This window comes from Caballeronia eucalypticola (genome assembly GCF_047608185.1).
GTDB lineage: Bacteria > Pseudomonadota > Gammaproteobacteria > Burkholderiales > Burkholderiaceae > Caballeronia.
Genome location: NZ_JBLKRU010000081.1, coordinates 1 through 22,753, shown reverse-complemented (window position 1 = coordinate 22,753; position 22,753 = coordinate 1). Strand labels below are relative to the sequence as shown.

Annotated in this window: 18 protein-coding genes and 3 pseudogenes; 12 read left to right on the top strand and 9 right to left on the bottom strand. The window is 58.1% G+C overall.

The window, feature by feature from the left end:
* Positions 1 to 132 precede the first annotated feature (132 nt).
* Together ACMX25_RS39305 and ACMX25_RS39300 are read left to right on the top strand one after the other, a co-directional pair.
* Positions 133 to 585 carry a carboxymuconolactone decarboxylase family protein gene (locus tag ACMX25_RS39305; RefSeq protein ID WP_414953630.1) on the top strand — a complete coding sequence of 151 codons (453 nt, stop codon included), beginning with the start codon at positions 133 to 135 and terminating at the stop codon, positions 583 to 585.
* Between the two features lie 205 nt (positions 586 to 790).
* Positions 791 to 1,111: a DMT family transporter gene (locus tag ACMX25_RS39300; protein ID WP_414955219.1), complete on the top strand. Its 321-nt coding sequence runs from the start codon at positions 791 to 793 to the stop codon at positions 1,109 to 1,111.
* 1,026 nt (positions 1,112 to 2,137) lie between these two features.
* On the opposite strand, the gene ACMX25_RS39295 is transcribed toward ACMX25_RS39300, so the two are convergent.
* Positions 2,138 to 2,257, bottom strand: a complete 120-nt coding sequence (locus ACMX25_RS39295) for a hypothetical protein (RefSeq protein WP_414955218.1) — start codon at positions 2,255 to 2,257, stop codon at positions 2,138 to 2,140.
* A 618-nt stretch (positions 2,258 to 2,875) separates the two neighbouring features.
* The gene (locus ACMX25_RS39290; RefSeq protein WP_414955217.1) at positions 2,876 to 3,901 is read right to left on the bottom strand and encodes an IS30 family transposase; all 1,026 of its coding nucleotides are present in this window, start codon (positions 3,899 to 3,901) and stop codon (positions 2,876 to 2,878) included.
* 54 nt (positions 3,902 to 3,955) lie between these two features.
* Here ACMX25_RS39290 and ACMX25_RS39285 point away from each other — a divergent pair.
* Positions 3,956 to 4,873, top strand: a pseudogene (locus ACMX25_RS39285) (IS5 family transposase); the annotation flags it as partial.
* Positions 4,874 to 5,372: 499 nt separating this feature from the next.
* Here ACMX25_RS39285 and ACMX25_RS39280 read toward each other — a convergent pair.
* Entirely contained in the window at positions 5,373 to 6,224 is an 852-nt protein-coding gene (locus ACMX25_RS39280) for an alpha/beta fold hydrolase (RefSeq protein WP_414955216.1), read from the bottom strand.
* Positions 6,225 to 6,313: 89 nt separating this feature from the next.
* Here ACMX25_RS39280 and ACMX25_RS39275 point away from each other — a divergent pair, with 89 nt between their 5' ends.
* From ACMX25_RS39275 to ACMX25_RS39265, 3 genes and pseudogenes are all read left to right on the top strand, one after another.
* Positions 6,314 to 7,165, top strand: coding sequence for a LysR family transcriptional regulator (locus ACMX25_RS39275; RefSeq protein WP_414955215.1), 852 nt, complete (start codon positions 6,314 to 6,316; stop codon positions 7,163 to 7,165).
* A 431-nt stretch (positions 7,166 to 7,596) separates the two neighbouring features.
* Positions 7,597 to 8,379 (top strand): annotated as a pseudogene (locus ACMX25_RS39270) (tyrosine-type recombinase/integrase); the annotation flags it as partial.
* A 135-nt stretch (positions 8,380 to 8,514) separates the two neighbouring features.
* The gene (locus tag ACMX25_RS39265; RefSeq protein WP_414955221.1) at positions 8,515 to 8,910 is read left to right on the top strand and encodes an MOSC domain-containing protein; all 396 of its coding nucleotides are present in this window, start codon (positions 8,515 to 8,517) and stop codon (positions 8,908 to 8,910) included.
* Between the two features lie 395 nt (positions 8,911 to 9,305).
* Here ACMX25_RS39265 and ACMX25_RS39260 read toward each other — a convergent pair.
* Positions 9,306 to 9,616: pseudogene (locus tag ACMX25_RS39260) on the bottom strand (VOC family protein); the annotation flags it as partial.
* A 446-nt stretch (positions 9,617 to 10,062) separates the two neighbouring features.
* On the opposite strand from ACMX25_RS39260, the gene ACMX25_RS39255 reads away from it, so the two are divergent.
* The 3 genes from ACMX25_RS39255 to ACMX25_RS39245 all read left to right on the top strand — a co-directional run bounded on the left by ACMX25_RS39255 (position 10,063) and on the right by ACMX25_RS39245 (position 13,205).
* Complete coding sequence (locus ACMX25_RS39255) at positions 10,063 to 11,430, top strand: MFS transporter (RefSeq protein ID WP_414955214.1); 1,368 nt, start codon at positions 10,063 to 10,065, stop codon at positions 11,428 to 11,430.
* Between the two features lie 626 nt (positions 11,431 to 12,056).
* Positions 12,057 to 12,524: an NUDIX hydrolase gene (locus ACMX25_RS39250; protein ID WP_414955213.1), complete on the top strand. Its 468-nt coding sequence runs from the start codon at positions 12,057 to 12,059 to the stop codon at positions 12,522 to 12,524.
* Positions 12,525 to 12,527: 3 nt separating this feature from the next.
* A complete protein-coding gene (locus tag ACMX25_RS39245; RefSeq protein ID WP_414955212.1) occupies positions 12,528 to 13,205 on the top strand; it encodes an MgtC/SapB family protein in 678 nt (225 codons plus the stop codon).
* Positions 13,206 to 13,654: 449 nt separating this feature from the next.
* On the opposite strand, the gene gcvA is transcribed toward ACMX25_RS39245, so the two are convergent.
* The gene (gene gcvA / locus ACMX25_RS39240; RefSeq protein WP_414955211.1) at positions 13,655 to 14,638 is read right to left on the bottom strand and encodes a transcriptional regulator GcvA; all 984 of its coding nucleotides are present in this window, start codon (positions 14,636 to 14,638) and stop codon (positions 13,655 to 13,657) included.
* A 117-nt stretch (positions 14,639 to 14,755) separates the two neighbouring features.
* On the opposite strand from gcvA, the gene ACMX25_RS39235 reads away from it, so the two are divergent.
* Together ACMX25_RS39235 and ACMX25_RS39230 are read left to right on the top strand one after the other, a co-directional pair.
* Positions 14,756 to 15,976 carry an MFS transporter gene (locus ACMX25_RS39235; RefSeq protein ID WP_414955210.1) on the top strand — a complete coding sequence of 407 codons (1,221 nt, stop codon included), beginning with the start codon at positions 14,756 to 14,758 and terminating at the stop codon, positions 15,974 to 15,976.
* A 448-nt stretch (positions 15,977 to 16,424) separates the two neighbouring features.
* The gene (locus ACMX25_RS39230) at positions 16,425 to 16,994 is read left to right on the top strand and encodes a cysteine hydrolase family protein (protein ID WP_414955209.1); all 570 of its coding nucleotides are present in this window, start codon (positions 16,425 to 16,427) and stop codon (positions 16,992 to 16,994) included.
* A gap of 73 nt (positions 16,995 to 17,067) precedes the next feature.
* Here ACMX25_RS39230 and ACMX25_RS39225 read toward each other — a convergent pair whose 3' ends face one another.
* The 3 genes from ACMX25_RS39225 to ACMX25_RS39215 all read right to left on the bottom strand — a co-directional run bounded on the left by ACMX25_RS39225 (position 17,068) and on the right by ACMX25_RS39215 (position 20,481).
* Complete coding sequence (locus tag ACMX25_RS39225) at positions 17,068 to 18,378, bottom strand: MFS transporter (protein ID WP_414955220.1); 1,311 nt, start codon at positions 18,376 to 18,378, stop codon at positions 17,068 to 17,070.
* Positions 18,379 to 18,470: 92 nt separating this feature from the next.
* Entirely contained in the window at positions 18,471 to 19,430 is a 960-nt protein-coding gene (locus ACMX25_RS39220; RefSeq protein WP_414955208.1) for a dihydrodipicolinate synthase family protein, read from the bottom strand.
* A gap of 157 nt (positions 19,431 to 19,587) precedes the next feature.
* On the bottom strand, positions 19,588 to 20,481 hold the full coding sequence (locus ACMX25_RS39215) for a LysR family transcriptional regulator (protein WP_414955207.1): 894 nt from the start codon (positions 20,479 to 20,481) through the stop codon (positions 19,588 to 19,590).
* 130 nt (positions 20,482 to 20,611) lie between these two features.
* On the opposite strand from ACMX25_RS39215, the gene ACMX25_RS39210 reads away from it, so the two are divergent.
* The gene (locus ACMX25_RS39210) at positions 20,612 to 21,736 is read left to right on the top strand and encodes a mandelate racemase/muconate lactonizing enzyme family protein (protein WP_414955206.1); all 1,125 of its coding nucleotides are present in this window, start codon (positions 20,612 to 20,614) and stop codon (positions 21,734 to 21,736) included.
* 689 nt (positions 21,737 to 22,425) lie between these two features.
* On the opposite strand, the gene ACMX25_RS39205 is transcribed toward ACMX25_RS39210, so the two are convergent.
* Positions 22,426 to 22,753, bottom strand: a 328-nt coding sequence (locus ACMX25_RS39205; protein ID WP_414955205.1) for a transposase, incomplete at its 5' end; no start/stop codon positions are given.

Here is a 22,753-nt window from a genome sequence, read left to right as displayed (position 1 = left end):
TTGATATGACGTCGGCGGTGGTCATCTTTGGGGGGATCATGGCCTAGTGCTTAAGCCGGATCATGGACCTTTATCAATAGGCCAAGTTGCAGCACGATGGAGTCTCTTAATTTTCGCATATGGAGATTCATCATGAGTAATCGAATCGACTACGCCAAAGCTTCGGCTGATGGTTTCAAGGCTTTCGGAGCGGTGTACGTCACTCTTCAGAAAAGCGGTCTGCCAAAACAACTGGTCGACCTGGTGTATCTGCGAGTTTCGCAAATCAATGGCTGTGCATATTGCATCGATATGCACTCCCGAGACCTCCTCAATTCCGGCCTTACGGCAGACAAGCTCGTACTCGTACCCGTGTGGCGCGACGCAGGGGAAGTATTCAGTACCCGCGAGCGCACCGCACTCGCCTGGGCAGAAGCCGTGACACGCGTAGCCGAAACCCACGTTCCCGATGTTGACTACGAAGCCGCTGCTGCCGAATTCAACGATAAAGAACTGGCTGATCTAACCTATGCGATCGGCTTGATGAACGCCTTTAATCGATTCGGAATTGCGTTCCGCTCGCCTCCCGCCGCCACCAAAGCATGAAGGCCTCGTAAGCGAGTGCTTCGCTCGTAGCACGTCGATTCGTTAGCGTTCGTCTCTTTAAGAAGTGGTCGTTTTTGGCGCGTTTCATCCCCACTCTTACGTCTGTGGATCGAACCAGACGCGATTACGCTACCTGGGCAGTAGAGCCTCAACAAATCTCGCCAAGCCGAATCATTTGGCGAATCAACGAACGGATCTGTCACTGATGGCATGGACACTACTTAGCATCGCCGGCATTCTCGAAATAGCATTCGCCTTCTGTATGAAGACGTCTGAAGGTTTTACCCGATTGATACCTGCACTGTTTACGGTCGCCACCGGCTTGTCGAGTGTCTTCCTCCTTTCACTTTCGCTGCGTACACTGCCAATGGGTACTGGATATGCGGTCTGGACCGGTATCGGTGCGGCGGGCACCGCGATTCTGGGAATGGTGTTGCTCGGTGACTCTGCAGCGCCAACGAGGATATTTTGTATTCTTCTCGTTTTGGCAGGCGTTATCGGACTCAAGCTGGTCTCAGGAAACTGAATTGCTAGACTTTGGTATGGCTTGTTGGGCGTAGGGATTTAGGGGTGGCGCTCCGCTGCATCTCGTCGTGAACGGCACAGGCTTCACGCTGTACGGACAAAGGGAATGGAAGGTGAACAAGCGCAGCTATTCGAAGCGGCGCTCCTGCAGTAAGGCACGTCTGTCTGGAACCGGACGCGACGACCCATCAGCTGCGCGCAGTGCTGACGAGTCCTCAGGAGGTCAACGACGCGAGCGTATTGCCCGCGCTGGTCGACCAGATTCTCCGATGACGAACCCATCGAGACGATCGTCAGTGACGGTGCGTTGATACAAGGGATTGACGCCAGCGATAGCCTTGCGCGGCGCCCGTCCGCGATTCCGATGCGAAGGGGCGAGGGGCGAAGCCTTCGTGAGGACGCCCCGGCGTAAATTGGTGCGACGAGGTGATCAAAGACGTCGCGCGCGATGGCTAACCCGAATGGAAGAGGCGTAGTCGTTATCAGCGGCGTTTGTTCATCGAGAGGAGGGTGTATCCTTCGATTTGACTTGGAGTGGCGTTCACTACCGTCTCTTAATTCAATACATAGTAAAGCTAATCAATATGTGATTAAACGTAATAACGGATTCCTCAATTCGACTGATTAGACCACCATGGTCATCGTTCAGCAAATTCGATACAGAGTGGCACGTCGGTTTATCGCTAACACTGGCAGACCGAAACGTGGAGCCTTTCGTATCGTTAAAAAACCGCGACATCCTTGCTGGAGAAGGGTCCTGGATTGACGGAATGATGTCAAACATCGTCGGTGTTCCGCCAAGGACGCTAGCATTCGCAGCAAGTTCATATCTGAAACGCCGCCGTCGACGAAGGTTTAAATGCCGGCGATATAACCCGCATCGTGGGAGGCCAGAAACGAGACTGCTCTCGCAATTTCTTCGGCGTCGCGATACAACTCAGCGGCGTTGTTTCCATGATGTGCTGTTTATACCCTTCGATCTGACCGTCGCTGATCTTCAGTTCCGTCTTGTAGGCCGATGTCACAATCACACACCCGGCGCGACCACGTTCACGCGGATATCGCGTCGCCTTAGGTCAGACACCCGCGTCCGCGCAAACGAACGCAGCGCCGCCTGAATCGCAGCGTACACGCCGAATGCGGACACGCCCTCGATCGACGTGATCGACCCTCGTGATCACGGCAGCAGTCCCCCGTGATATCAATGGCAACGCGTGCTGCGCCGTGAAGGGGGTGCTATTCACATCGATGCCGAAGTACTTGTCGAACCGAGCCTCCGTGATCTCTCCAAATGGTGAGACTCACCTCTGCCCGCGTTGGCAAATACGATGTCGAGCTTGCTGTGCTTTTGCGAACCGCGAAAAGCCATCGGCCCCGATGGTCTAGTCGCAGTATGCTTGTTCGCCTTCGAGCACCTCGCTACCGACCAACTCAGGACCGTCCATCCATTGCTGCACGTTCTCACGTGCCAGGCCCACAACATCACACGACAGGGGCTCCATCCGGATCGCAACGACCTCTCGCCAACAAAGCCGCGATGCCATTCAGTTGGAACATGTTCCGATGGCAGATCAGAGAGGCGTTGTTGCATAAAAGCGGGGGTGGACTGGGATGACGTTTACACGCAACGGTCGAGGTGCTTGCGCTGTTAACTCCTGTCGGAATTGCGTAGATTCTCGATATTTGGCGGGAAGATGCGCAAGGACGAACGCAAGAGTCGCGAGCCTAAAGGGGGGCGGTTTCAAAGCTGAAATGCAACAGCGGGTTAATGAACGGAAGCTGAGGTTATCGAAGCGGTTGCGAGCATACGTTCGAAGACCTCGAATGGCGAATGAAACGCATGGGTAGCGCGAGGTCGGCTGTTGAGGCTGTCGGCGATGGCATCGAGTTCGTCCTGACTGTAGATCGAGAGGTCAGTACCCTTGGGCAGATACTGCCGCAGCAGCCCGTTGGTGTTTTCGCAGGTACCGCGTTGCCATGGACTGTGCGGATCGCAGAAGTACACGCGCACGCCGGTGGCGGCGCTGAGCTCCTGATGCCGGGTCATTTCCTTACCCTGGTCGTAGGTGAAGCTCTGGCGCAGTGGAGCGGCGATCGAATTTAGTTTGGCAGTGAAGCCCGCCAGTGCGCAGGCGGCGGTGGCGTCTTCCATCTTCGCCAGTAGCACCAGGCGACTGGTGCGCTCAACCAGCACGCCGACGCAAGACTGATTGCCGGCGCCCTTGATGAAGTCACCTTCCCAGTGACCTGGCATCACCCGGTCGTCGACCTCAGGCGGGCGCACATGGATGCTCACCATGTCGGGGATCTGGCCGCGCCGGTCAGTGCCCCGCTTGCGTGACATGCGGGTGCTGTGAGCGTGGCGCAGACAGGCGATAAGCTGGCGGCGCAGCTCACCGCGTGGATGCGCATAGATGGCCGTGTAGATGGTCTCATGCGAGACGTGCTGGGTTGGATCGTTGGGCCACATGCGCTTGAGCGTACCTGAGATCTGCTGGGGCGACCACTTCCATTCCAGCAGGGTGAGTACGACGCGCCACGACATGCTTTGAGGGTGCAGCTTGGGACATGGGCGCGCAGCCTCGCGTCGGCTCGTGCTGAGCGACTGCGCCGGGGCAGACGCATAGCCCACGACAGAACACGTGTTCCTGGTCAGCTCGCGGCTCACACTTGATGCCGAGCGGCCGAGTGTTCGGGCCATGGCCCGAACACTCGAACCCTGCTGCTTCATGCTTGCAATGGTCATGCGCTCTTCAGGCTGAAGCTGTTGATACGTTCTTCTTTTTTGCATGTGCGCACCTTACACGAGGAAGGTGTTGCACTTCAGATTTGATCGCGCCGGGTCTATCGAGTCAGGAACTGGTCGGAGTACAACGCAGGGCTGATCGCACGAGGCAGCTTGACCATGTGGATCGACGAGAACGCATTCATGAGTGGGAGCGAAGCGAGAGCTGTCAAGCGCGGCAGACCGCAGGTCTACTCGGACGCAATGATTCAGGCCGTGCTCATGCTTAAGCACGTTTATCATTTGACGCTTCGAGCCGCCCAGGGCTTTGTGCAAAGTCTTCGTGAACTCGCATTTGCGGACCTGCCTGTGCCCAACTATACGACGCTAAGCCGCCGTGCACAGGAACTACAGGTGACGCTGCCCGAGATGTCGAGTGGCGACCCGATTCATCTGGTTGTCGATAGTACGGGCGTGAAGCTCTACGGCGAAGGCGAATGGAAAGTGCGCAAGCATGGCTACTCCAAGCGGCGCACGTGGCGCAAGGTCCATCTCGGGCTGGATGTGAAGACAGGCCACATACGAGCCGCGCTGATGACGCACCAAGACGTCGACGACGCAAGTGCACTGCCCGGTTTGTTAGCCCAGATTCCTGCCGATGAGTCCATCGATACGATAGGCGGTGACGGCGCATACGATACAAAGCAGTGCCATAAGGCGATCGCTGGGCGCGGCGCTACGCCATCGATTCCGCCGCGTGAAGGCGCGAAACCTTGGTCTGAGGGCACACCCGGAGCAAGCTGGCGCAATGAGGCGATCGACGACATCGCGCGAGATGGCCGAGGCGAATGGAAGAAGCACAGTGGCTACCACCGACGTTCGCTGATCGAAAATACGATGTACCGGTATAAAACGCTCACGGGGAATTGTCTTTCGGCGCGCTGCATTGGTTCACAAGCGACGGAGGTCGCCATCCGTGTTGGCATCATCAACCACATGGTCACACTTGCACGCCCGCAGTCCGTGCGTATTTCATGAATTTAGGATCGCGGGTGAACGCCCGCCTGCACCGTCGATTTTTGCAACAACGCCGATCAGAGAAGCAGTCTGCGTTACGGCGTTGCGCGACAAACATTAAGGTGGAGAATCCAGCGCGTCTCTCCCACTTCGTTTACTCCTCCCCATGCCGCCGTGCGGATTAATGCGTCGTTCCGTCGGTAGAACGTCGAGACCAGTTATCCTGCACGGTGACCTACGGAGTGCATCTTGAATGGCAATGTCGCCGTCTGAACAGAATGGCAAATGCGGGAGTGCGACTAAGCCGCCGATACGGAGAAATAGCCTCGCGTGCAAATCGCGCGCGATGCTGGCCCGTAGGAAATAATCAATGGTCATCTTCTCTTCTGATTGCTGTCGTGGGTTGCGTGGCATGCCGCTCACGCCCCAACGAGGGCTCACGCGTCGCCCATTGTGGGTGGACTGCCAAGGGAACGACCCTGCTGATGATGCAGTCGATTTCCCCGAAGAATCATTCCGATCAGGCGGTCACGAAGGCTAGGACAAGCCGATTGAATAGCGCCGGGTTCGCCACGTTCATCCCATGCGACGCGCCTGCAATAGTTTGCTTGTCCGCGTACTCGATCCATTCCGCAAGCTTTTCAACGTTGTTGCGAAACATGCGAGGGCTCTTTTGCCCCTCAATCAGCAATGTTCTGCACATCACACCACGCGCGGCAGCGCGCGAGTAGGCCGGCAACGGATCGCGAAACTGCTTAGGAAGCGTGGCCGCATTGTCGATCGCCATCGTGCGAAAGGTAGAGGAACTTTTTCGCCAAAAGCCCGGCCTGCTTACAGAGTCGACGAAAAGTTCCAGTCCAGCGTCAACCGCACCACCCTCTATTAACTCAGCGACTTTCGCGCGAAGGGCATTGGTTGAAGTCGGCATCGAAGATTCCGACTCTTCATCGATTTGCAATGGGCCACCTGGATCAGCGAGTGTGAGGGTCTTAACCAAACGGGGGTATTCCCGCGCGAGGTGGAAAGCGACGCACCCACCCCGCGAGTGCCCGACCAGATGAACCGGCCCGATGTCCATAACGACGATGAACTCGGCGAGTTCCGCAACATGCGTCCTCCAACCAAATTCGCCTTGTATGCAGGCATCGTCAGCTGGCCAGTAATGGCTAAGACTGACTGATATGCAGAGAAATTGTTTGAGAAGGAAATCTGTTTGACTGTTCCAGTAGCGGTAGTCACAAAGAGACCCGTGTACAAAAATTATCGGATCTCCCGAACCGCGAGCCACATATGGCACGCTGATACCGGATGGACCGGTGGCAAAGCACAACTCCTGGACTGAGAGCATCGATGGGTCGGCTCGTGCGTTCATGCGTGGGCTCCTTTCCCGCACTATGCACGAAATCGCTATCTAAGAAAATCGCGTAATATTGAGAGTATCTATCGAATTAACTGATACCAATGAAAGCACTCGATTTGGATGTTCTGACAATGGTTGTAGCCGTGGCCGACACCGGGAACATCAGCCGAGCGGCCGAGGTCGTCCATCGCTCGCAATCGGCAGTGAGCATGCAGATCAAGACGCTCGAAACCGCGCTCGGCAAACCGCTCTTCGTTCGCAAGCCAAGAAGCGTAACTCCGACGCAAGACGGCGAGGTCCTGCTGTCCTTCGCGCGGCGTATGCTCGCTCTGCGCGATGAAGCGTGGGCCGCGGTGGTTCGTCCCGACGTAACCGGTCGCGTCGTCATTGGTGTGCCCGACGACTACGCATCGTCCCTGTTGCCGTCTATCCTCAAGAAATTCTCCGCGACTTACCCCAAGGTCGAGATTCAGGTCGTTGGGCTGCCGAGCGTGGCGCTGGCGCCGATGGTAAAGGACGGATCGGTCGACCTGGTCTGCGCAACGCGCGTGAAGGGCCTTTCGGGAGAGTTTATCCGGTTCGAACCGATGGTCTGGGCCGCGTCTCCGAGTGCGCATGACATCTGGCGAGAGAGGCCGCTGCCAATTGCCGTTTTCCTGCCTGGCAGCGTCGCTCGGGAAAACGCGATCCGCAGTCTTGAACGCGCGAAGATCACCTATCGGACCTCCTACGAGAGCCCGAGCCTGCTAGGACTGCTCAGCATGGTCGACGCAGGACTTGCGGTGGCGCCCCTCGCGCAGTGTGCCGTCCCCCTTCACCTCACCTTGCTCGGCCATGCGCAGGGATTGCCCGAAATTGCAGCGCTGGAGGTCATCCTTGCGCGAAGTACGAAATCGAAGCGACCGCCATGCGACTTCTTCGCGGAAAAGATCATGTCAGAATTGCGGCGGTAGCCATATGCATGGGATGTGGAGGGGGCCTATATCGAAACGCCTGCGCGGCGGCCAATCGTAGACCACAATAAAGAGTCGAATGGTTTGCGGCACCCTTGATTTTGCGATGCCGCCTGATCGGCGTGCCGACAATGTCGTATAACGTCAGGAGTTCACGCTTTCCGGTGCTGAGCGTTCGGCGTGCTCAGCGAAAATCGACGCCAGCTCACCCGCTGTGCCCTCACCCGCCATCGCGACGACCTCGCCAAGCTCTTTGCTCTGCGGACATCCGAACGCGTCAAGCAAGCGCGGCATGTGGCCAAGGCCATCGAGGTGCTTCGCGTCGCAACAGTGGCTACGCCGTCGATCACCGACGAGATCGAGCGCTGGCTGCCACCACGGGCTTTTCACGCACTTCACGCTACGGCATTAAGACGCTCGCTGAACCGGCTCTGCGCATTCCTCGTCGCAAGCAATGGTGGACAGCCATCCCCAAGCTCGGGCAAACCAGCGCGCAGCAGATCGAGGCGTTTTTTGCTGCGCACCCGGCACTCACTGAACGCGCTCGCGCGTTGATCAAGTCCATCGGTTCGCCGATCGTGGTCCCTTGGGAAAACGTGCGCCTGCCCCATGAGATCGACGGATCCTGCGGCGTGTTCAGAGCACCGCGAGAAAGCTGCGCGCTCGATGCCAAGCTGGATTTCGGATATGCCACGGGGTTGCGCGCAAGCGAGCTCGTGAACGTCACGCTGAAAGATATCCGCACCGATGCGCAGGGAGATCATTGGGTTGAGCTCGTCGGCAAGGGCCAAAAAGCGGGGAAAGTGGCGCTGCCTCCGCTGGCTCGCGCCGCGTTGGAACGCTACCTGGTTGAGCGTGGTCTGCCCGTGTCCCCAGAACGATGGGCACCCGCGACAGCTCTCATTTCCGACCTCAACGATGTCGACGCCCAAGGGTTAAGCATGGTGCGGCTTTGGACGGTTCTGAAGCGCTTCTTCGAGACAACGACGACCCTCATCGAGGCGGAGAAACCAGCATTCGCAGTGAAGCTGCGGCTGGCTGGCCCGCACTGGATGCGACACACGCATGCGACACACGCGCTCATGCGCGGTGCCCAACTGACATCGGTTCGGGATAATCTGCGTCATGCGTCTATATCGACGACATCCACCTATTTGCACAGCGACGAAGTTGAACGGGCTCGACAGTTCCGGGATGCATTTAAGGCGGCCTAGTACGCTTCGTTCAATTCAACACTGTTTCTCTTCATGCCGCTCAACCCACAATCCTCGCTCACCCGGCTTTTCAACGCGCCCGTCAGATCAGGAGTTCTCATATGGATCGGCGTGCGGCCGGAGCGGCGCTTGCCCGTGTGCCCCGTCGACGAAGCCATCCTGGATCCGCATGTCGGCACGGAAGGTGATCACTACGGTCGCGATGCAGGGAAACGGCAAGTCACGCTCATCCAGGCCGAGAGTCTCGCGGCTATTGCAAGTCACCTTGGACTGGAAACGCTCGCACCCGATGTCCTGCGTCGCAATCTGGTTACGCGAGGCATCAACCTATTGGCGTTGAAAGACCGGAAGTTCCGCATCGGCGATGCGGTGCTCGAGATGACCGGCGAATGTCATCCCTGCTCGCGCCTTGAGGAAACGCTTGGCGTAGGCGGTTATAACGCGACGCGCGGTTTTGGTGGCATAACGGCGAAGGTACTTGCGCGGGGCCGCATTAGCATAGGGGACGCCGTCGTGCGCATCGACGAGTGACCCCACCACCGGGTGCTTAGGAGAATTGGAAACGTGCCCATCCGTCTGCGACGGCAACGTCGAACGGACTTGGGGCCATATTAGATTTTTTGGCGGCTGAGCAGCGTAGGACGTGAATGCACCTGGTCCGCCCTATTTTCTTTTCAGGCTGATAGCTTCGCCGGCTTCTTGATAACAATCAACAGCCGTTGGCAGATCATAAGTCTTGTGAAGCTTGAGCCCGCTTGGGCAGACCGTTAGTTGATTTTTCGGCCTGAGTCCGACCAAACGGTGCTCTCGACTGGCCGTGATCGACCGCGGATTCAACTGTTGGATGCAACACACTGCAGACTGCGCAAGCAGTGCAGTATTGCAAATGAGACAGCGTTGCCGCGCCAGCCCGCTCGCTGGTAGGGCTAGGCCTCTGGGTGGTGGCAAACCACTTCGATGTTGTGCGCGTCCGGAGCAATGACAAAAGCGGCGTAGTAGTTCGCGTGATAGTTCGGGCGTAGACCAGGCGCACCAATGTCTTTGCCACCCGCCTCCAGCACCGCACGATAGAAAGCTTCGATTTGTTGGCGATTTTCAGCCGTGAATGCCAGGGGAAGGTGCGCCGGCTTCTCATTGGTTTGGTATAGGCACAATGAAGCCTTACCGTGTGGTGGGCTAAGCTCGACACCGAACGTCGCGGTCCCTCCGAGACAACAGTTACGCCGAGCGGTTCTACACGTACATTCTGAAGGTTGGTGGTGGACGCGTCCCGAGCCCATGGGACGCGTTTTCATGAAGGCGGGCTACCGCAAAGCAGACTGTGGCGAAAGACCGCAAATCGCCGGCTACCGTCTACAGACCCACGCGAAACGTTGCCCGGAGGCACAGCTTGGCGCTTGCGTGTCGAGTGGGAGGTAGATGCTACGCTACGTGCGCATCGCGTCGCCGATTTGTGCGGATTGCACGAAGGTTCACCCTCATTGAACGAAAGTGCAAAACCGCCTATAACGAGCCCAGCGCGAAGCAGAACGGCCTTGTCTATTGGCACATGTATAAAAATAGCTGATCGCCGCGCGGCGGGTCAGAGCTTCCATCCCTTTTTGTTCCACAAGGCGTCAAATAGCACGCATCACTCAACGACAGGTTATTGAACCCAAGCGCGATACACGGAGACCATTCGTAATGAGCTTCGAAGATTTGGATACCTCGCAGGTAAGACGATTCCAGCGGAAAGTCACCTTACTATCCGCTGGCGGTACTTTCCTGGACGGGTTTGATCTAACGATCATTGCCGTCGCTTTGCCCTTGCTCATCAAACATTGGCAACTGACGTCGGCGATGCAAAGCCTGTTGGTCTCGTCTGCGATCATCGGCTCGTTTATCGGCGCTGTGTGGCTCGGACGATTGACTGATTATTTTGGCCGCAAAGCCATGTATGTAGTCGACCTGCTGGCCTTTGTCTTCTTCGCTGTGTTGACCGCGTTCTCACAGACTGCTTGGCAGCTAGTTTTTTTCCGTTTCCTGCTTGGCATTGGGATTGGTGCCGACTATCCGATCTCCGCAACCCTTGTGGCGGAATTCAGTTCGAGACAGCGCAGGGGAAAGCACAGCACTTTCCTGGGTGCCATGTGGTTCGTCGGGGCTGTAGCAGCATATGTTATCGGCCTTGCCTGCCTGCCCTTGGGCACGGACGCCTGGCGCTACATGTTCGGCATTGGGGCGGTCTTTGCACTGGTCATCTTCTTCTTTCGAATGACGCTGCCTGAATCGCCACGCTGGCTGCAATCCAAGGGAAGGCATGAAGAAGCCGAAGCCGTGATGCTCAAGGTCACTGGAAAAGCAGTTACCCTTGCCTCGGAGATGGACACCCGGGTCAACCTTGGCTATCTATTTTCCAGGCGTCTCGCACGCCGTACTTTCTTCGTCCTCGGTTTCTGGTTTTGCTACGCGACGGCCTACTATGGGATCTCCATGTACGCGCCCACTATTATTTCCCCCTTCTCTCACGGCTCTCGTGCACTGACGCTCGCCGGTTCTGGGTCGATCGCGTTGCTTGGGCTGATCGGTGCATTGATTGGCATGAATTTGGTTGACCGATGGGGACGTCGGCCACTTCTTATCACCTCGTTCGCGGGCCTCGCAGCAGCCCTTTTCATCCTCGCCCTCAACTCGGCACCGACCTTTATTTTCCTCGTCGTGTTGTTTAGCTGCGCAGTTTTGTTCGCCAATTCGGGCGGCGGCATTCTTAACTTCGTCTACCCTACCGAACTGTTTCCGACCAATCTCAGGGCGGGGGCATCGGGGCTGGCCACATCGGTCAGCCGGATCGGCTCTATTCTGGGTGTCTTGATCTTTCCTAACTTCGTAGCCTGGTGGGGTGCAAGTGCGGCGCTGTGGTGCTTTTTCGCGATCGCATCGCTGGGATTGATCATCTCTGTCTGGCTAGCGCCAGAAACAAAACATTTGAGCCTGGAGGAGCTAAATACTGCCGAGGTTCCCGGCACGGAGCTGACGGGCTCTCGCCACAATGAAACCGCCGTCGAGGGCTAGCTTGGTACATCGGCGATCGCTACGACCCTCATCTCGGCGCTCGGACGGTTAGTGTGACCGCTAGAGTCACTCCCGTGAGAGCTCGATATCCGGCGATCGTCAAAACAGCAGATCTTCAGAAAACAGTGGTGCAAACACAGCTCCGCTGCAACCCTGCCGATTTGGGAAGTACGGTCATCCTCTTTTTGCATAGCTCAATTTTCAGGTAGGTTTCAGCCCGGTCAATCTCGCGGTTCCTGACGTGCGTCGCTTGTATTATTCTCCTCAAGCTGGCTAGGCGGCAAGTTGCCCGTCAGAATCTCCGACTCGTGATTTGACGATTTCCGCCCAGTGAACAGGCGCCTTCCGATTCTACCTGTGCTGTCACGAAGAGGAGTTCGCATCTACCAGGGCCAGGCTGGGTGATAGAACAGCAGGCATGCTCCCCGGTACCCACGCGGCCATTCCCGGCGAATTCCGTCTATCGGAAAGCTCTCAAGTGTGCGGTGTCCAAGTGATATAACGCCGATCGTGATCCAGGCGATCGCGAACAACAGAGTTGGAAACGACAATGCGCAGGCCGCGATGAACAGGGCAAGCGGCAAACATATCCCAAAAGCCGACCGGATGTCTTATAGGGAAAGCGAATGAAAGCCAGGGCGACCATTATATGCAGTCGGGACGGCAAAGTGCTTTTGGTCGCACGCACGCGGTCGCGGTGGTCCTTGCCCGGTGGCACCATAAAGCCTTCCGAATCGCCGCTCGACGCCGCCCGGCGTGAGTTGGAAGAAGAGACTTCGCTCGTCGGTGCGGAGTTCACGTACCTGTTCCAATTTGGTGGCCTCAACAAACGACATCTCGTTTTTTCCATCGGCCTTCCTCAGGGCGCGTCACCCGAACCGTGTAACGAAATTTCGAAGTGTAGGTGGTTCAGCCCAATCAAAATATCGATGCTCGTCACCAGTATTCCGACCCGCGAAATCGTCGATCTTTTTTGCACGCACAAGAATCGCGGCGAAACGCCGCCGGCTGTCATCGACAAACGAGACGGGCCAGTTGCCGCTGATGTCACTGACGGCTTCACAACAAGTCCAATTCAAACTATCAAGGGGTAATTCGTGATCGGCAATATCGAGCTTCTATCTCGCCTCGTCCTAGCGGCTCTACTAGGAAGCGTCATCGGCTTTGAACGCGAAAGAATGAACTGGGCGGCAGGGTTGCGCACGCACATGCTGGTGTGTGTCGGTGCGGCGTTGATGATGTTGGTCTCTGCGTTCGGATTTGCCGATGTGCTGGGAGCGAAGAACGTCGTGCTGGACCCTTCCCGGGTCGCCGCCCAGGTCGTGTCAGGCATCGGGTTCCTCGGAGCGGGGTCTATCCTACTGCGTGGCGAAGTCGTGCGCGGTTTAACCACCGCAGCCAGCCTCTGGTCTGTTGCAGGAATCGGTCTAGCGGTCGGTGGCGGGATGTACACCGCCTCCGTCGGCGCGACAGTCATCATCTTTATCATTCTTGCCGGAGTAAAGCCGCTCGAACGTCGCTTCATTGCGGTCAAACAAGAGCGCAGCATCACCCTGCTGGTTGAACGCGGCAGCGTATCACTTGACAGTGTTCACAACGCTTTGGGTAAGGGAAGCGTTCGAGTCAAGCAGTTCATCGTTCAGCAATCGGAAGACGACCCTGAACTCGACCACGTACAGGTTGGGCTATCGCGAGCAGCAGCCAGTGAATTCGAGACGATCCGTACACGGCTGGCAGCAATGTCGGGAGTCCGTGAATGCAGGAATGGCAGTTGAGGCTCGAAGGCCATCATGCGTACATACGAATGTCACGGCTATAGCCTCGTTATAACAGTCGAAGCCGACCCCAACTGGCACCAGGTTGGCGGAACCGCGGCGAGCGTGGGCTATGTATGTGGCAATTGTCAGCGTTTAGCGGGCAGGCAACGCCATCGCCGAATTTTCACCACTGCGTTTTGGCGAGGCGGGCGGTCACCCGTTTGTGACAGAAGCAGATGCCTTGATGGGCGGTTACAGCGCGGCGCGGCGAATCGTCGATGATCTTGTAGTCAAGAGAGCGAATAGCATCCGAGGCCTAACCAGCAAGCCAACGTGAGCGGCAGCGGCATAACGATTTGCTCCTCCTGCGGTTGTGGACACTCAGTTTGCTTGAGCTGAAGTCCACTTGTCGCCGGCTCTTGCCCTTCAGGTGAAGGTTTTCGTGAATAAAAGACCGCAGCTTCTCTTTACAGCCCCTGAGCAGGCTCGAACGGTACGGCCTCCCGGCTGGCCATCATGGAGATCCATTGCTCAAATGCCACGACGGCGTCATCTCCGGCGCGATCAGCATTGATCACGAGCGTGTAGTCGGCTGCGCGCCATGTTGGCGCCGCGATCGGACACACGAGGCGCCCCGCGGCGATGTCGCGCCTTATCAGCGGCAGCGATGCCAGTGCTACACCCAGACCCTCCACAGCGGCGGCAAGTTGGAGGTGTACGTGGTCGAACTCGACGTGACGGGCAGCCAGCAGGTCGGGCGCGCCAGCTTCCCGAAGCCAGTGTGCCCAGGCCGTGCGGGTGCTGGCGGAATGCAGCAGAGTTTGATGGTGCAGATCTGCCACATTCTGTATCGGATGCTGGCGCAGCAGCGCGGGGCTGCAGGCGGGCAGACGGATGTCGGCCATCAGCGAACGGGACACAACACCAGCGCCTTCTTCGGACCCAGAACGCACCCCGACGTCGAAGGCGTCAGCGATATAGCGCAACTTGCGTGATGTGGTCGACACCCTCACGTCAACGTCGGGGTGACGGGCCTGAAAGTCGGCCAGACGCGGCACTAACCAGGACAGCGCCAAACTCGCCGGCACGTTCACACGTACGATCCCTGATACCCGCCGGGTCAACCCATTGTGGCGCAGTCGAGCCGCCGCTGTGCTCAGGCGCTCGAACGCATTGCTCACGTCGTTCAACAGCGCAGCGCCTTCATCGGTAAGCACAACGCCACGCGGACGACGCTCGAACAATGGCAAGCCGAACCAGTCTTCCAGCAATCTGATCTGCTTTCCGACAGCCCAGTGGGTGACGTGCAATTCGGTAGCGGCGCCGGCGAAACTGCCGTGCCGTGCTACCGCCTCGAAATTTCGCAACCCATTAAGCGGCGGAAGCTTGTCTTGGTCCTTCGCAGTGTCTTTGTCTTTGTCTCTACCCATGACGTGACTTTTTTTCTCCATTGACGCGATATTAGCTCAATTGAACTGCGGGGTGTCCGGTCATAAAATTGCCACACATAGCCCGGATTTGCCAGGGCGTCACGTCTTTTAGGGTTGGTTCATAAAAAGAGGATCTGTATGCCCTTGCCCTTTTTTTCCCTGCTGCCCGCGCAGCAGGTCGATTCGGCCGGCTCACCGGCCCCGTCACGCTCTCGCGTGCTCTGGCTATCATGCGTCGCACACGCGATGCACGATGGCTACACAGACATGATCTATGCGTTGCTGCCCGTTTGGCAGGCTGACTTCAGTCTTGATTTTGCCGCCCTGGCAATCCTTCGAGGTATCTATGCCGGCACGATGGCCACTCTCCAACTGCCTGCCGGACGCTTGGCGCAGTGGCTGGGCAGCCGCACCACGCTAGCCCTTGGTACGTTGCTGGCTGCGCTCGGATACGCCGTTGCCGGGATGTCAGGCGGCCTGCTAGGCCTGTGCGTGGCTTTGGCTATTTCGGGCAGCGGCTCGAGCACGCAACACCCGATCGCTTCGGGCGCCGTCTCTCGTACCTACGGGCGCAATGCCAGAGGCGCCCTGAGCATCTACAATTTTTCCGGAGACCTCGGCAAATCCGCGCTGCCGGCTGCCATTTCGCTGCTCGTGACCATGATGCCTTGGCGTCATGCGTTGTGGATTGTGTCCGCATTGGGCTGTGTAATTGCCGCCGTCATCGCGCTATTTTTCCCTTCGATACCGCGCAGCGCGCCGACGGACGCAGATGCGCCCGGCCTCGTTCGGAGCACCGTGGGAACAGGTTTTTCTCTACTGTTCGCGATTGGCGTGCTCGACACGGCCGTGCGTATGGGGCTGCTCACCTTTTTGCCTTTCTTGCTCAAGGCAAAGGGGGTCTCGCTGCCGATGGTGGGAACTGCGCTAGCACTGGTCTTTATCGGTGGCGCGGCCGGCAAATTCGCTTGCGGCTGGCTTGGCGCACGAATGGGCGTGATCGGCACGGTACTGGTCACCGAGGGCGGCACAGCGGCTTGCATCGTCGCCGTGATGTTTCTTCCACTGATGCTAACCATGGCGCTGCTGCCGCTCCTGGGCATGATGCTCAACGGCACCTCCTCCGTGCTTTATGGAACAGTTCCAGAAATGGCTGCCCCGGAGCGTACTGAGCGCGCATTCGCGTTGTTTTACACTGGGACGATAGCGTCGGGTGCGATCTCACCGGTCATCTATGGTTTTCTTGGCGACCGGATCGGTGTACACGGCGCTACTTTCGCCACGGCTCTGACCGCGTTGACGATCCTTCCGCTGGCGATCGCACTGCGTTCGCACTTGGCACCCGAGGAAAGACCGTGAGCGCAGGTCACGAAGCTTTGATCTGCCAATGGATGCCAGACGAAGCCAATGACGATTAATGCGCGCGGCTGGCCATATCACCTTGAAGCACTCGCGTTTTCCTCTCCGTATGCTCTGCGCCTGACTTGCAATGTTGAGCTGTTAAAAATCGTCGATACGAAGCACGGTATCTGCGGACATCTCGAAAATCTCGTGAACCAGACTTTGGATAACAGTTGCCCGATTTTGTTTCATCTTTAAGCACAGGAGGCTATGTAACTGAGCTACGAACAGGTTTGCTTTCGTCCCCCGATAGCCCTCATTGTTGGCGATGCGGATCACGAAGTAGAACGGCGGGTTGCGGGCGCACATAGTCGGTCAGGCAATTCGAGTCCATGCGCGCGGTGGACTTGCGGTAAATTCCTGAATCGAATCGCTTCACAACTCAATCGCTCACGCGGGAGCAAAAATGACTGCCTTGCCAAGCCCGGCCGGTGCCGTCCTGTTGCTGGTGGATCTCCAGAAAGCCATAGACCACCCAAGCTGGGGACGAAGAAACAACCCGCTTGCGGAAGTTCAAATTGCACGCTTGCTCGATAAGTGGCGAAGTAATGGCTGGCCTGTATGGCACATTCGGCACGACTCCGCCGAGCCCGGCTCGCACTATCGACCTGGCCAGGACGGAAATGAATTCAAGTCTGAGGCCGCGCCTGTCGCCGGCGAGCCTGTGATCTCAAAACGGACAAACAACGCTTTTATAGGTACGAATCTGGAAACGCAACTCCGCGCACGGGGCTATGACACGCTAGTGGTCGTAGGCGTCATCACCAATAATTCTGTCGAGGCGACCGTTCGCATGGCCGGCAACTTGGGTTTCACAACCTATCTCCTATCGGACTGCTGCTTCACGTTTGATCGAAAGGACTGGAATGGCAATCTGAGAAGCGCAGAAGACGTGCAGGCGATGTCGCTTGCCAATCTCGACCCAGAGTACTGCACTGTCATCACCGCCGAGAGGTTGCTACATACGGACAACTGATCTGGGGCGTTTCAGAAGTCATCCCTAGACTAGTCGCTGCGGGATGCTGCAAATGTGGCTCGCCATGCTAGGTCTATCGATTTACCAGTCGTGCTGGAATGCACGTCACGATCAGAATCGCTGACAGTGTCAATGTGAACGAGGTCAACACGAGCCCCGATGCAAGTGTGTGCGTGTAACTCTTCAACCACCCTATCACCGTTGGACTGATAAAACCCGCCAGGTTGCCTGTGCAATTAATCAACGCAATCCCCGCGGCCGCACCCGTGCCACCAAGAAACGACGTGGGCAATGCCCAGAACATCGGCAGCGAAGTCACCACCCCCGACACTGCAAGCGTCAATCCAAACATTGAAAGCACTGAACTGTCACCGTTCAATGCGCACAAGCCAAAGCCACTCGCTGCCACCAGCGCGGGTACCGCTACGTGCCAACGGCGCTCACACGTACGGTCAGCGTGGCGGCCCACCGCGATCATCGAAATCAATGCAATGGAATACGGAATCATCGTCAACAACCCGATCATCAATGGATCGTCGATGCCCGTCCCCCGAATGATCGTCGGCTGCCAGAAACCGATCGCGTAGGACCCCATCACCACGCCAAACAACACCAGACACAGCAGCCACACGCGCGCCGAGCCGAATACTGCGCGCACGGAACCATGCGTGCGAGCAGCGCCGTCAGAGTCGATTTCGTCCTGAATCACACGCTTCTCCGCCGCGCTCAACCACTTCGCGTCCGCTACGCAGTCGTCCAGGAAAAAGTAAATCACCGCGCCAAGCACGATCGACGGCAACGCTTCGACAATGAACAGCCATTGCCATCCCTCCAATCCCCACGCACCATGAACTGCGTGCATCAGATATCCGGAGAGTGGGCCGCCAAGCAAACCGGAAACGGGAATGCCTGCCATTAGTAACGCCGTCATACGCCCGCGTCGGTGCGCCGGAAACCAATAGGTCAGGTACAGAATCATGCCGGGGAAGAAACCGGCCTCGGCTACGCCTAGCAGAAAGCGCACGACGCAAAACATCAATGGCGTACTCACCCACGCGGTCGCCACAGAAAGCAAGCCCCAAGTGATCATGATTCGTGCGATCCAGCGACGCGCGCCGAGTCGATGCAGCAGCAGATTGCTCGGGACCTCGAACAGGAAATAACCAATGAAAAACAATCCGGCGCCAAGGCCGTATGCCGCCTCGCTGAAATGCAGGCTGCTCAGCATCTGCAATTTAGCGAAGCCGACGTTCACGCGATCCAGGTACGCCATCACATAACCGACGAACAGCAGGGGCATGAAGCGCCACGCCACGCGGCGGAATAAGCGATCGGCCGGGTTTGCGTCGAACGCGGCAGGATTGGACGTTTGAGTGTGCAAGATATGTCTCCTGGCCCCCGTGCTGTTTGTTTTGATGCGGGGTGGCCGAACAGGGTAAACGTGAACGGCGCGCCGGGTCGCGGCGCCCGCGTGTTTCAGACCGTGCGGGGCTCGCCGTGGGACAGCGCAAGCGACCGCGCGTCGTCCATTGCAAAGCCGTTTTCGGTGAGCGCGCGCTGCAACTCGTGCTGTTGAACGGAATCGAGTTCAACCAGTGGCGCGCGGACCGCGCCCCATTGCGAGTCGCCCGTTTGCGCCGCAATCGTCGCCTTCATCGCAGGAATGATTGGATAGCGTTGGAAAATCGCTCGGGTGTCGTTGAGCACCCGCTGCCGGGCGGCGGCGTCCGCGTCGCACCACGAGTCGGCAAGCCGCACGATTGCCGATGGATTAACGTTGCCGGTCGCCGTGATACAGCCGGCGCCGCCGTTTTGTAATGTCGGCAATAGCAGCGTTTCGGTGCCGGCGAAGACATCGAAATCGTCGCTCTGGAATTCTTTCAGTAACGCGGCAGTGTGGTCCCACTCGCCAGAACTGTCCTTGATGCCCGCCACAACACCTGGATACCGCGCCAGCAAACGCTCAATTAAAGCGAAGCTGACGCCCACCTGCGTGACCGCAGGGATGTGATACAGGTATAGCCGCAAGCGGCTATCCGCGATGGTCTCGATCACGTCGGCGAAGACGCGAAACAGACCTTCGTCGCTCACGCCCTTGTAGAAGAACGGCGGCAACATTAGCACACCCGCGCAGCCGCTCTTCACCGCATGGCTCGTGAGTTCGATCACGTCCGGCAAAGCGCATGCCCCGCCGCCGGGCAACAGGCGCGCGGGCGGCACGCCGGCTTCGAGCAAGGTGTCGAGCAGTGCGCGCTTTTCGCTCACGCTCAGTGAATTGGCCTCCGAGTTGGTGCCGAATATGGCGAGCCCCACGCCCCGGCGCAGTAGCCAGTGGCAATGGTTGACGAAACGGGGAATCGACGGCGAACCGTCGGCGTTGAACGGCGTAAGTACCGGCGAGAGGACGCCGCGTAGGCCGGGCGAGCGCGTGCTCATGAAAATCTCTCCTTCAGGGTCCAAGTGATAGCGAGGCGTCCTTGAAAACGCTTATTGGCTAGAGTCGAACTGACCGGGCCGGAGCAATCAGGCGCCGACGCAGTATTGCCTTGTCATGAACCACGAAGAAGAGCGAGCCGCTTGCTTCAAACGTTAATTATTTTTGTGTCTCGCGAGGCGCTGCGTTCAGTTCTTGCGCGGTCTTCAGAAAGGCTTGGACTAGCCGCATCCGCGCCGACGAGCGTCCCCACAACAATCCCACCACGCGCTTCGGAAACGCATGCGGCATCGGCCAGCGCGCGAGCGACAGCTCGGAAAAACGTGTCGTCAGCCAATCGGGCACAAGCGAGACGCCGAGTCCGCGATCCACCATCACCGCGATCGCGTCGAGCCCGTCGAGTTCGCACCGCTGACGCGGTGCAATGGCGTGCTGACGCAGATAGCCGTCGGCGAGCTGGCCGCCGACCACGTTGCGGTCGTAGCGTACGAACGGTTCGCGCCGCAGCACCTCGTGCGGATCGTCAACCTTCAATGACGCCGGCGTGAGCAGCACCAGCGGCTCCTCACGGAGCGTGTACCAGTCGCAGCTTTTCGGCAGATCGAACAGCGGATGCACCAGCATCGCGGCATCCAGATCGCCGCTCACCACCTTGCGATACAGGTCAACGGAATTGCCGGGTTCGAGATAAATGTCCACCTGCGGATGTCGCGCGAGAAGCCCCGCGAGCACGTCCGGAATCGCGCTTGTCATCATGGTCGGCGTGCCGCCCATGCGCAGTTGTCCCGCAAGGTCGGACGAATCGTTGAGATCGGACTTGAGGTCGCGAATATCGTGCAGCACAGCGCGCGCGCGTTCGAGAATGCGCTCGCCAGCCTCGGTGGTGCCAACCGTGCGGCCCGAGCGGCGCATCAGCTTCGCGCCCAGTTCCTGTTCCAGCATCTTCACGCGCTGCGCCACTGCGGCCGGCGTCAGATCGAGCCGGCGCGCAGCTTCGGCAATGGAGCCGAGTTCCACCACGTAGACAAAGCTCTGCAGATAGCGTGAGTCCATCGAATAAAATTTTTATCTTTTGAAGAAGCCAAAGGATACTGTTTTTGATGCCCTGCGGCTATCACACTTCGACTCAGCCGAACCCGCATTGGAAGCGGGCGGCCCGCAAAAAACATGGAGGAGTGTGGAAATGCCAAGGATCGAGTCGGTATCGGTTTGCGCGGCGGGTGTGCCGCTGGATCGCGTGACCTCGTTTGCAACGCGTACGGTGTCAACGCGTCACTATGGTCTCGTGAAAGTGCGTTCGAGCGACGGCGTGGAAGGCGTCGGTTTCTGTTATGTCGGCAGTGCGGGTGGCGAGCTATTGCGCGTGGCAGTGGAGCAGTTGCTCGCGCCGGTGCTCATCGGCAAGGACTCATACGCCGTCGAGGGCCTCTGGCAGGACATGTATCAGGAAGCGTTGTTGCAAGGCCGCGCCGGCACCGTGATGCGCGCTATCAGCATTCTCGACACCGCGTTATGGGACCTCAACGCCCGCACTCACAATCTGCCCTTGCACGAGTATTTGGGCGCGGTCGAACTCGAATCGGTGCCCGCGTACGCCAGCGGTGGCTACTACCTCGAGGGCAAATCGGCCGGTATGCTCGGCGAGGAAATGGCGAGTTATGTGGAGATGGGCTTCAACGCAGTGAAGATGAAAGGCGGCCGCCTTTCGCCTCGCGAAGAAGAAGCGCGTGTGAGAGCCGCGCGCGAGGCAATCGGCCCAGACGTGGAGTTGATGATCGACATTAATAACGGCTGGACCGACACGACCCAGGCGTTGCAGCATTTGCGGCGGATTGAGCAATACGATCCGTACTTCATCGAAGAGCCGTTTTCCCCCGACGATATTGACAACCACGCGCGTCTCGCTCGTCTCACCCGCGTGCCGGTGGCCACCGGAGAAATCGGTTATGGCCGCTGGTATCACAAGGAACTGCTCGACAAGGGCGGGGCAGCGATCCTGCAAACAGACGCCGTGGTTTGTGGCGGGATTAGCGAATGGCGGCGCATCGCGGCCACTGCCGCGAGCTATGGCGTAGTAATGTGCCCGCACTGGTTCCACGACGTACATGCGCCGCTTGTGGCGGCCACGCCGAATGCACGTTACGTTGAATATTTTTGCGACGATCAAGTACTTAACTTCCGCAGGTTGATAGATCGACAACTGGTTCATAAAAATGGACGCATCGTGCTGCATCAAACGCCTGGCCTCGGTTTCAGTTTCGACGAGCGCGAAGTGGCGAAGGTTGGCAAATGGACGGTCGTCTCGTGAGTAATAGTTAAAAAATTTCGTTTCTAGTTCAGCAACGGGAAATATGACGCGTCCGGAGGCGGTCCGTTATGTTTTTCTGTATTTGCTTACTGTCGCGGCGTTTCGTCGGGTGACCCCGCAGTTGTGCCGGCATAGGGCGACTGCGGGAAAGCAATGGGCGAACCCCTACCGATGAAAAGGTAGAACGAACCCGCGCTGTGGGAACTAATCGGCTATCGCTATCGAAGGTGTATTGATCAGAACCACTTGGACGTCTCGTTTTTTAGGCGATAGCAGCTTGCCTTGCAAGGGCCCTGCGGGCCCCGGCGCGTCGATGTCTGTCCCCACCGACTGCGATGTGATTCCTAATTGGATAGCAGCAGCCATTGCTATAGTCGCGAGAATACCCATTCATGTCCTCGGCGTGCGTGCAAATCGTCCATATAGCGGCGATCGATTGTCAGCCATGAAGGCTGCCCGTCGAGTGTCGCTTTGTGGTCGAACCCGTGCCGACGATCTTCGGCACGAGGACCTTTGAAACCTTCTTCGCGCGGTTCAAGCTCTGTCAGCACGGCAGGAGGATACCTCGCTCGCGCAACTGGCTAATCTTACTGTGTCACAAAGTTAATTTGACATTCCCACAGCAGGGACAGCGCGGAAGCCTGCCGGTGATCGCGCGGGCGATGAGTACTCGCAGCGTCGAAATCGAGTCAGGCACGTGGCGCTGGACCCGTCCGGCTGCCGCGAGGGAGGTAACCTTCGGGTAGGGAAGCCGCTTCTGGTCGAGCGCGGTTTTTTTTTGCGCCGTCCTGACCGAGCCGCTCGGTGACGAGAAAGGCGTAAGCCGCAATACACAGCGTGGCATGGTGATGGAAGCCGCGCCAGCCGCGGCCCTCGTAATGCGCGAGGCCGAACTCCTGCTTGAGCTCCTGGTAGTCTCGCTCAATACGCCAGCGCATCTTGGTGACGAAGACCAGTTGTTCCAGCGTGGCATCGGACGGCGCCGTGCTGAGGAAGTATTTCACCGGCTCGGCTTCT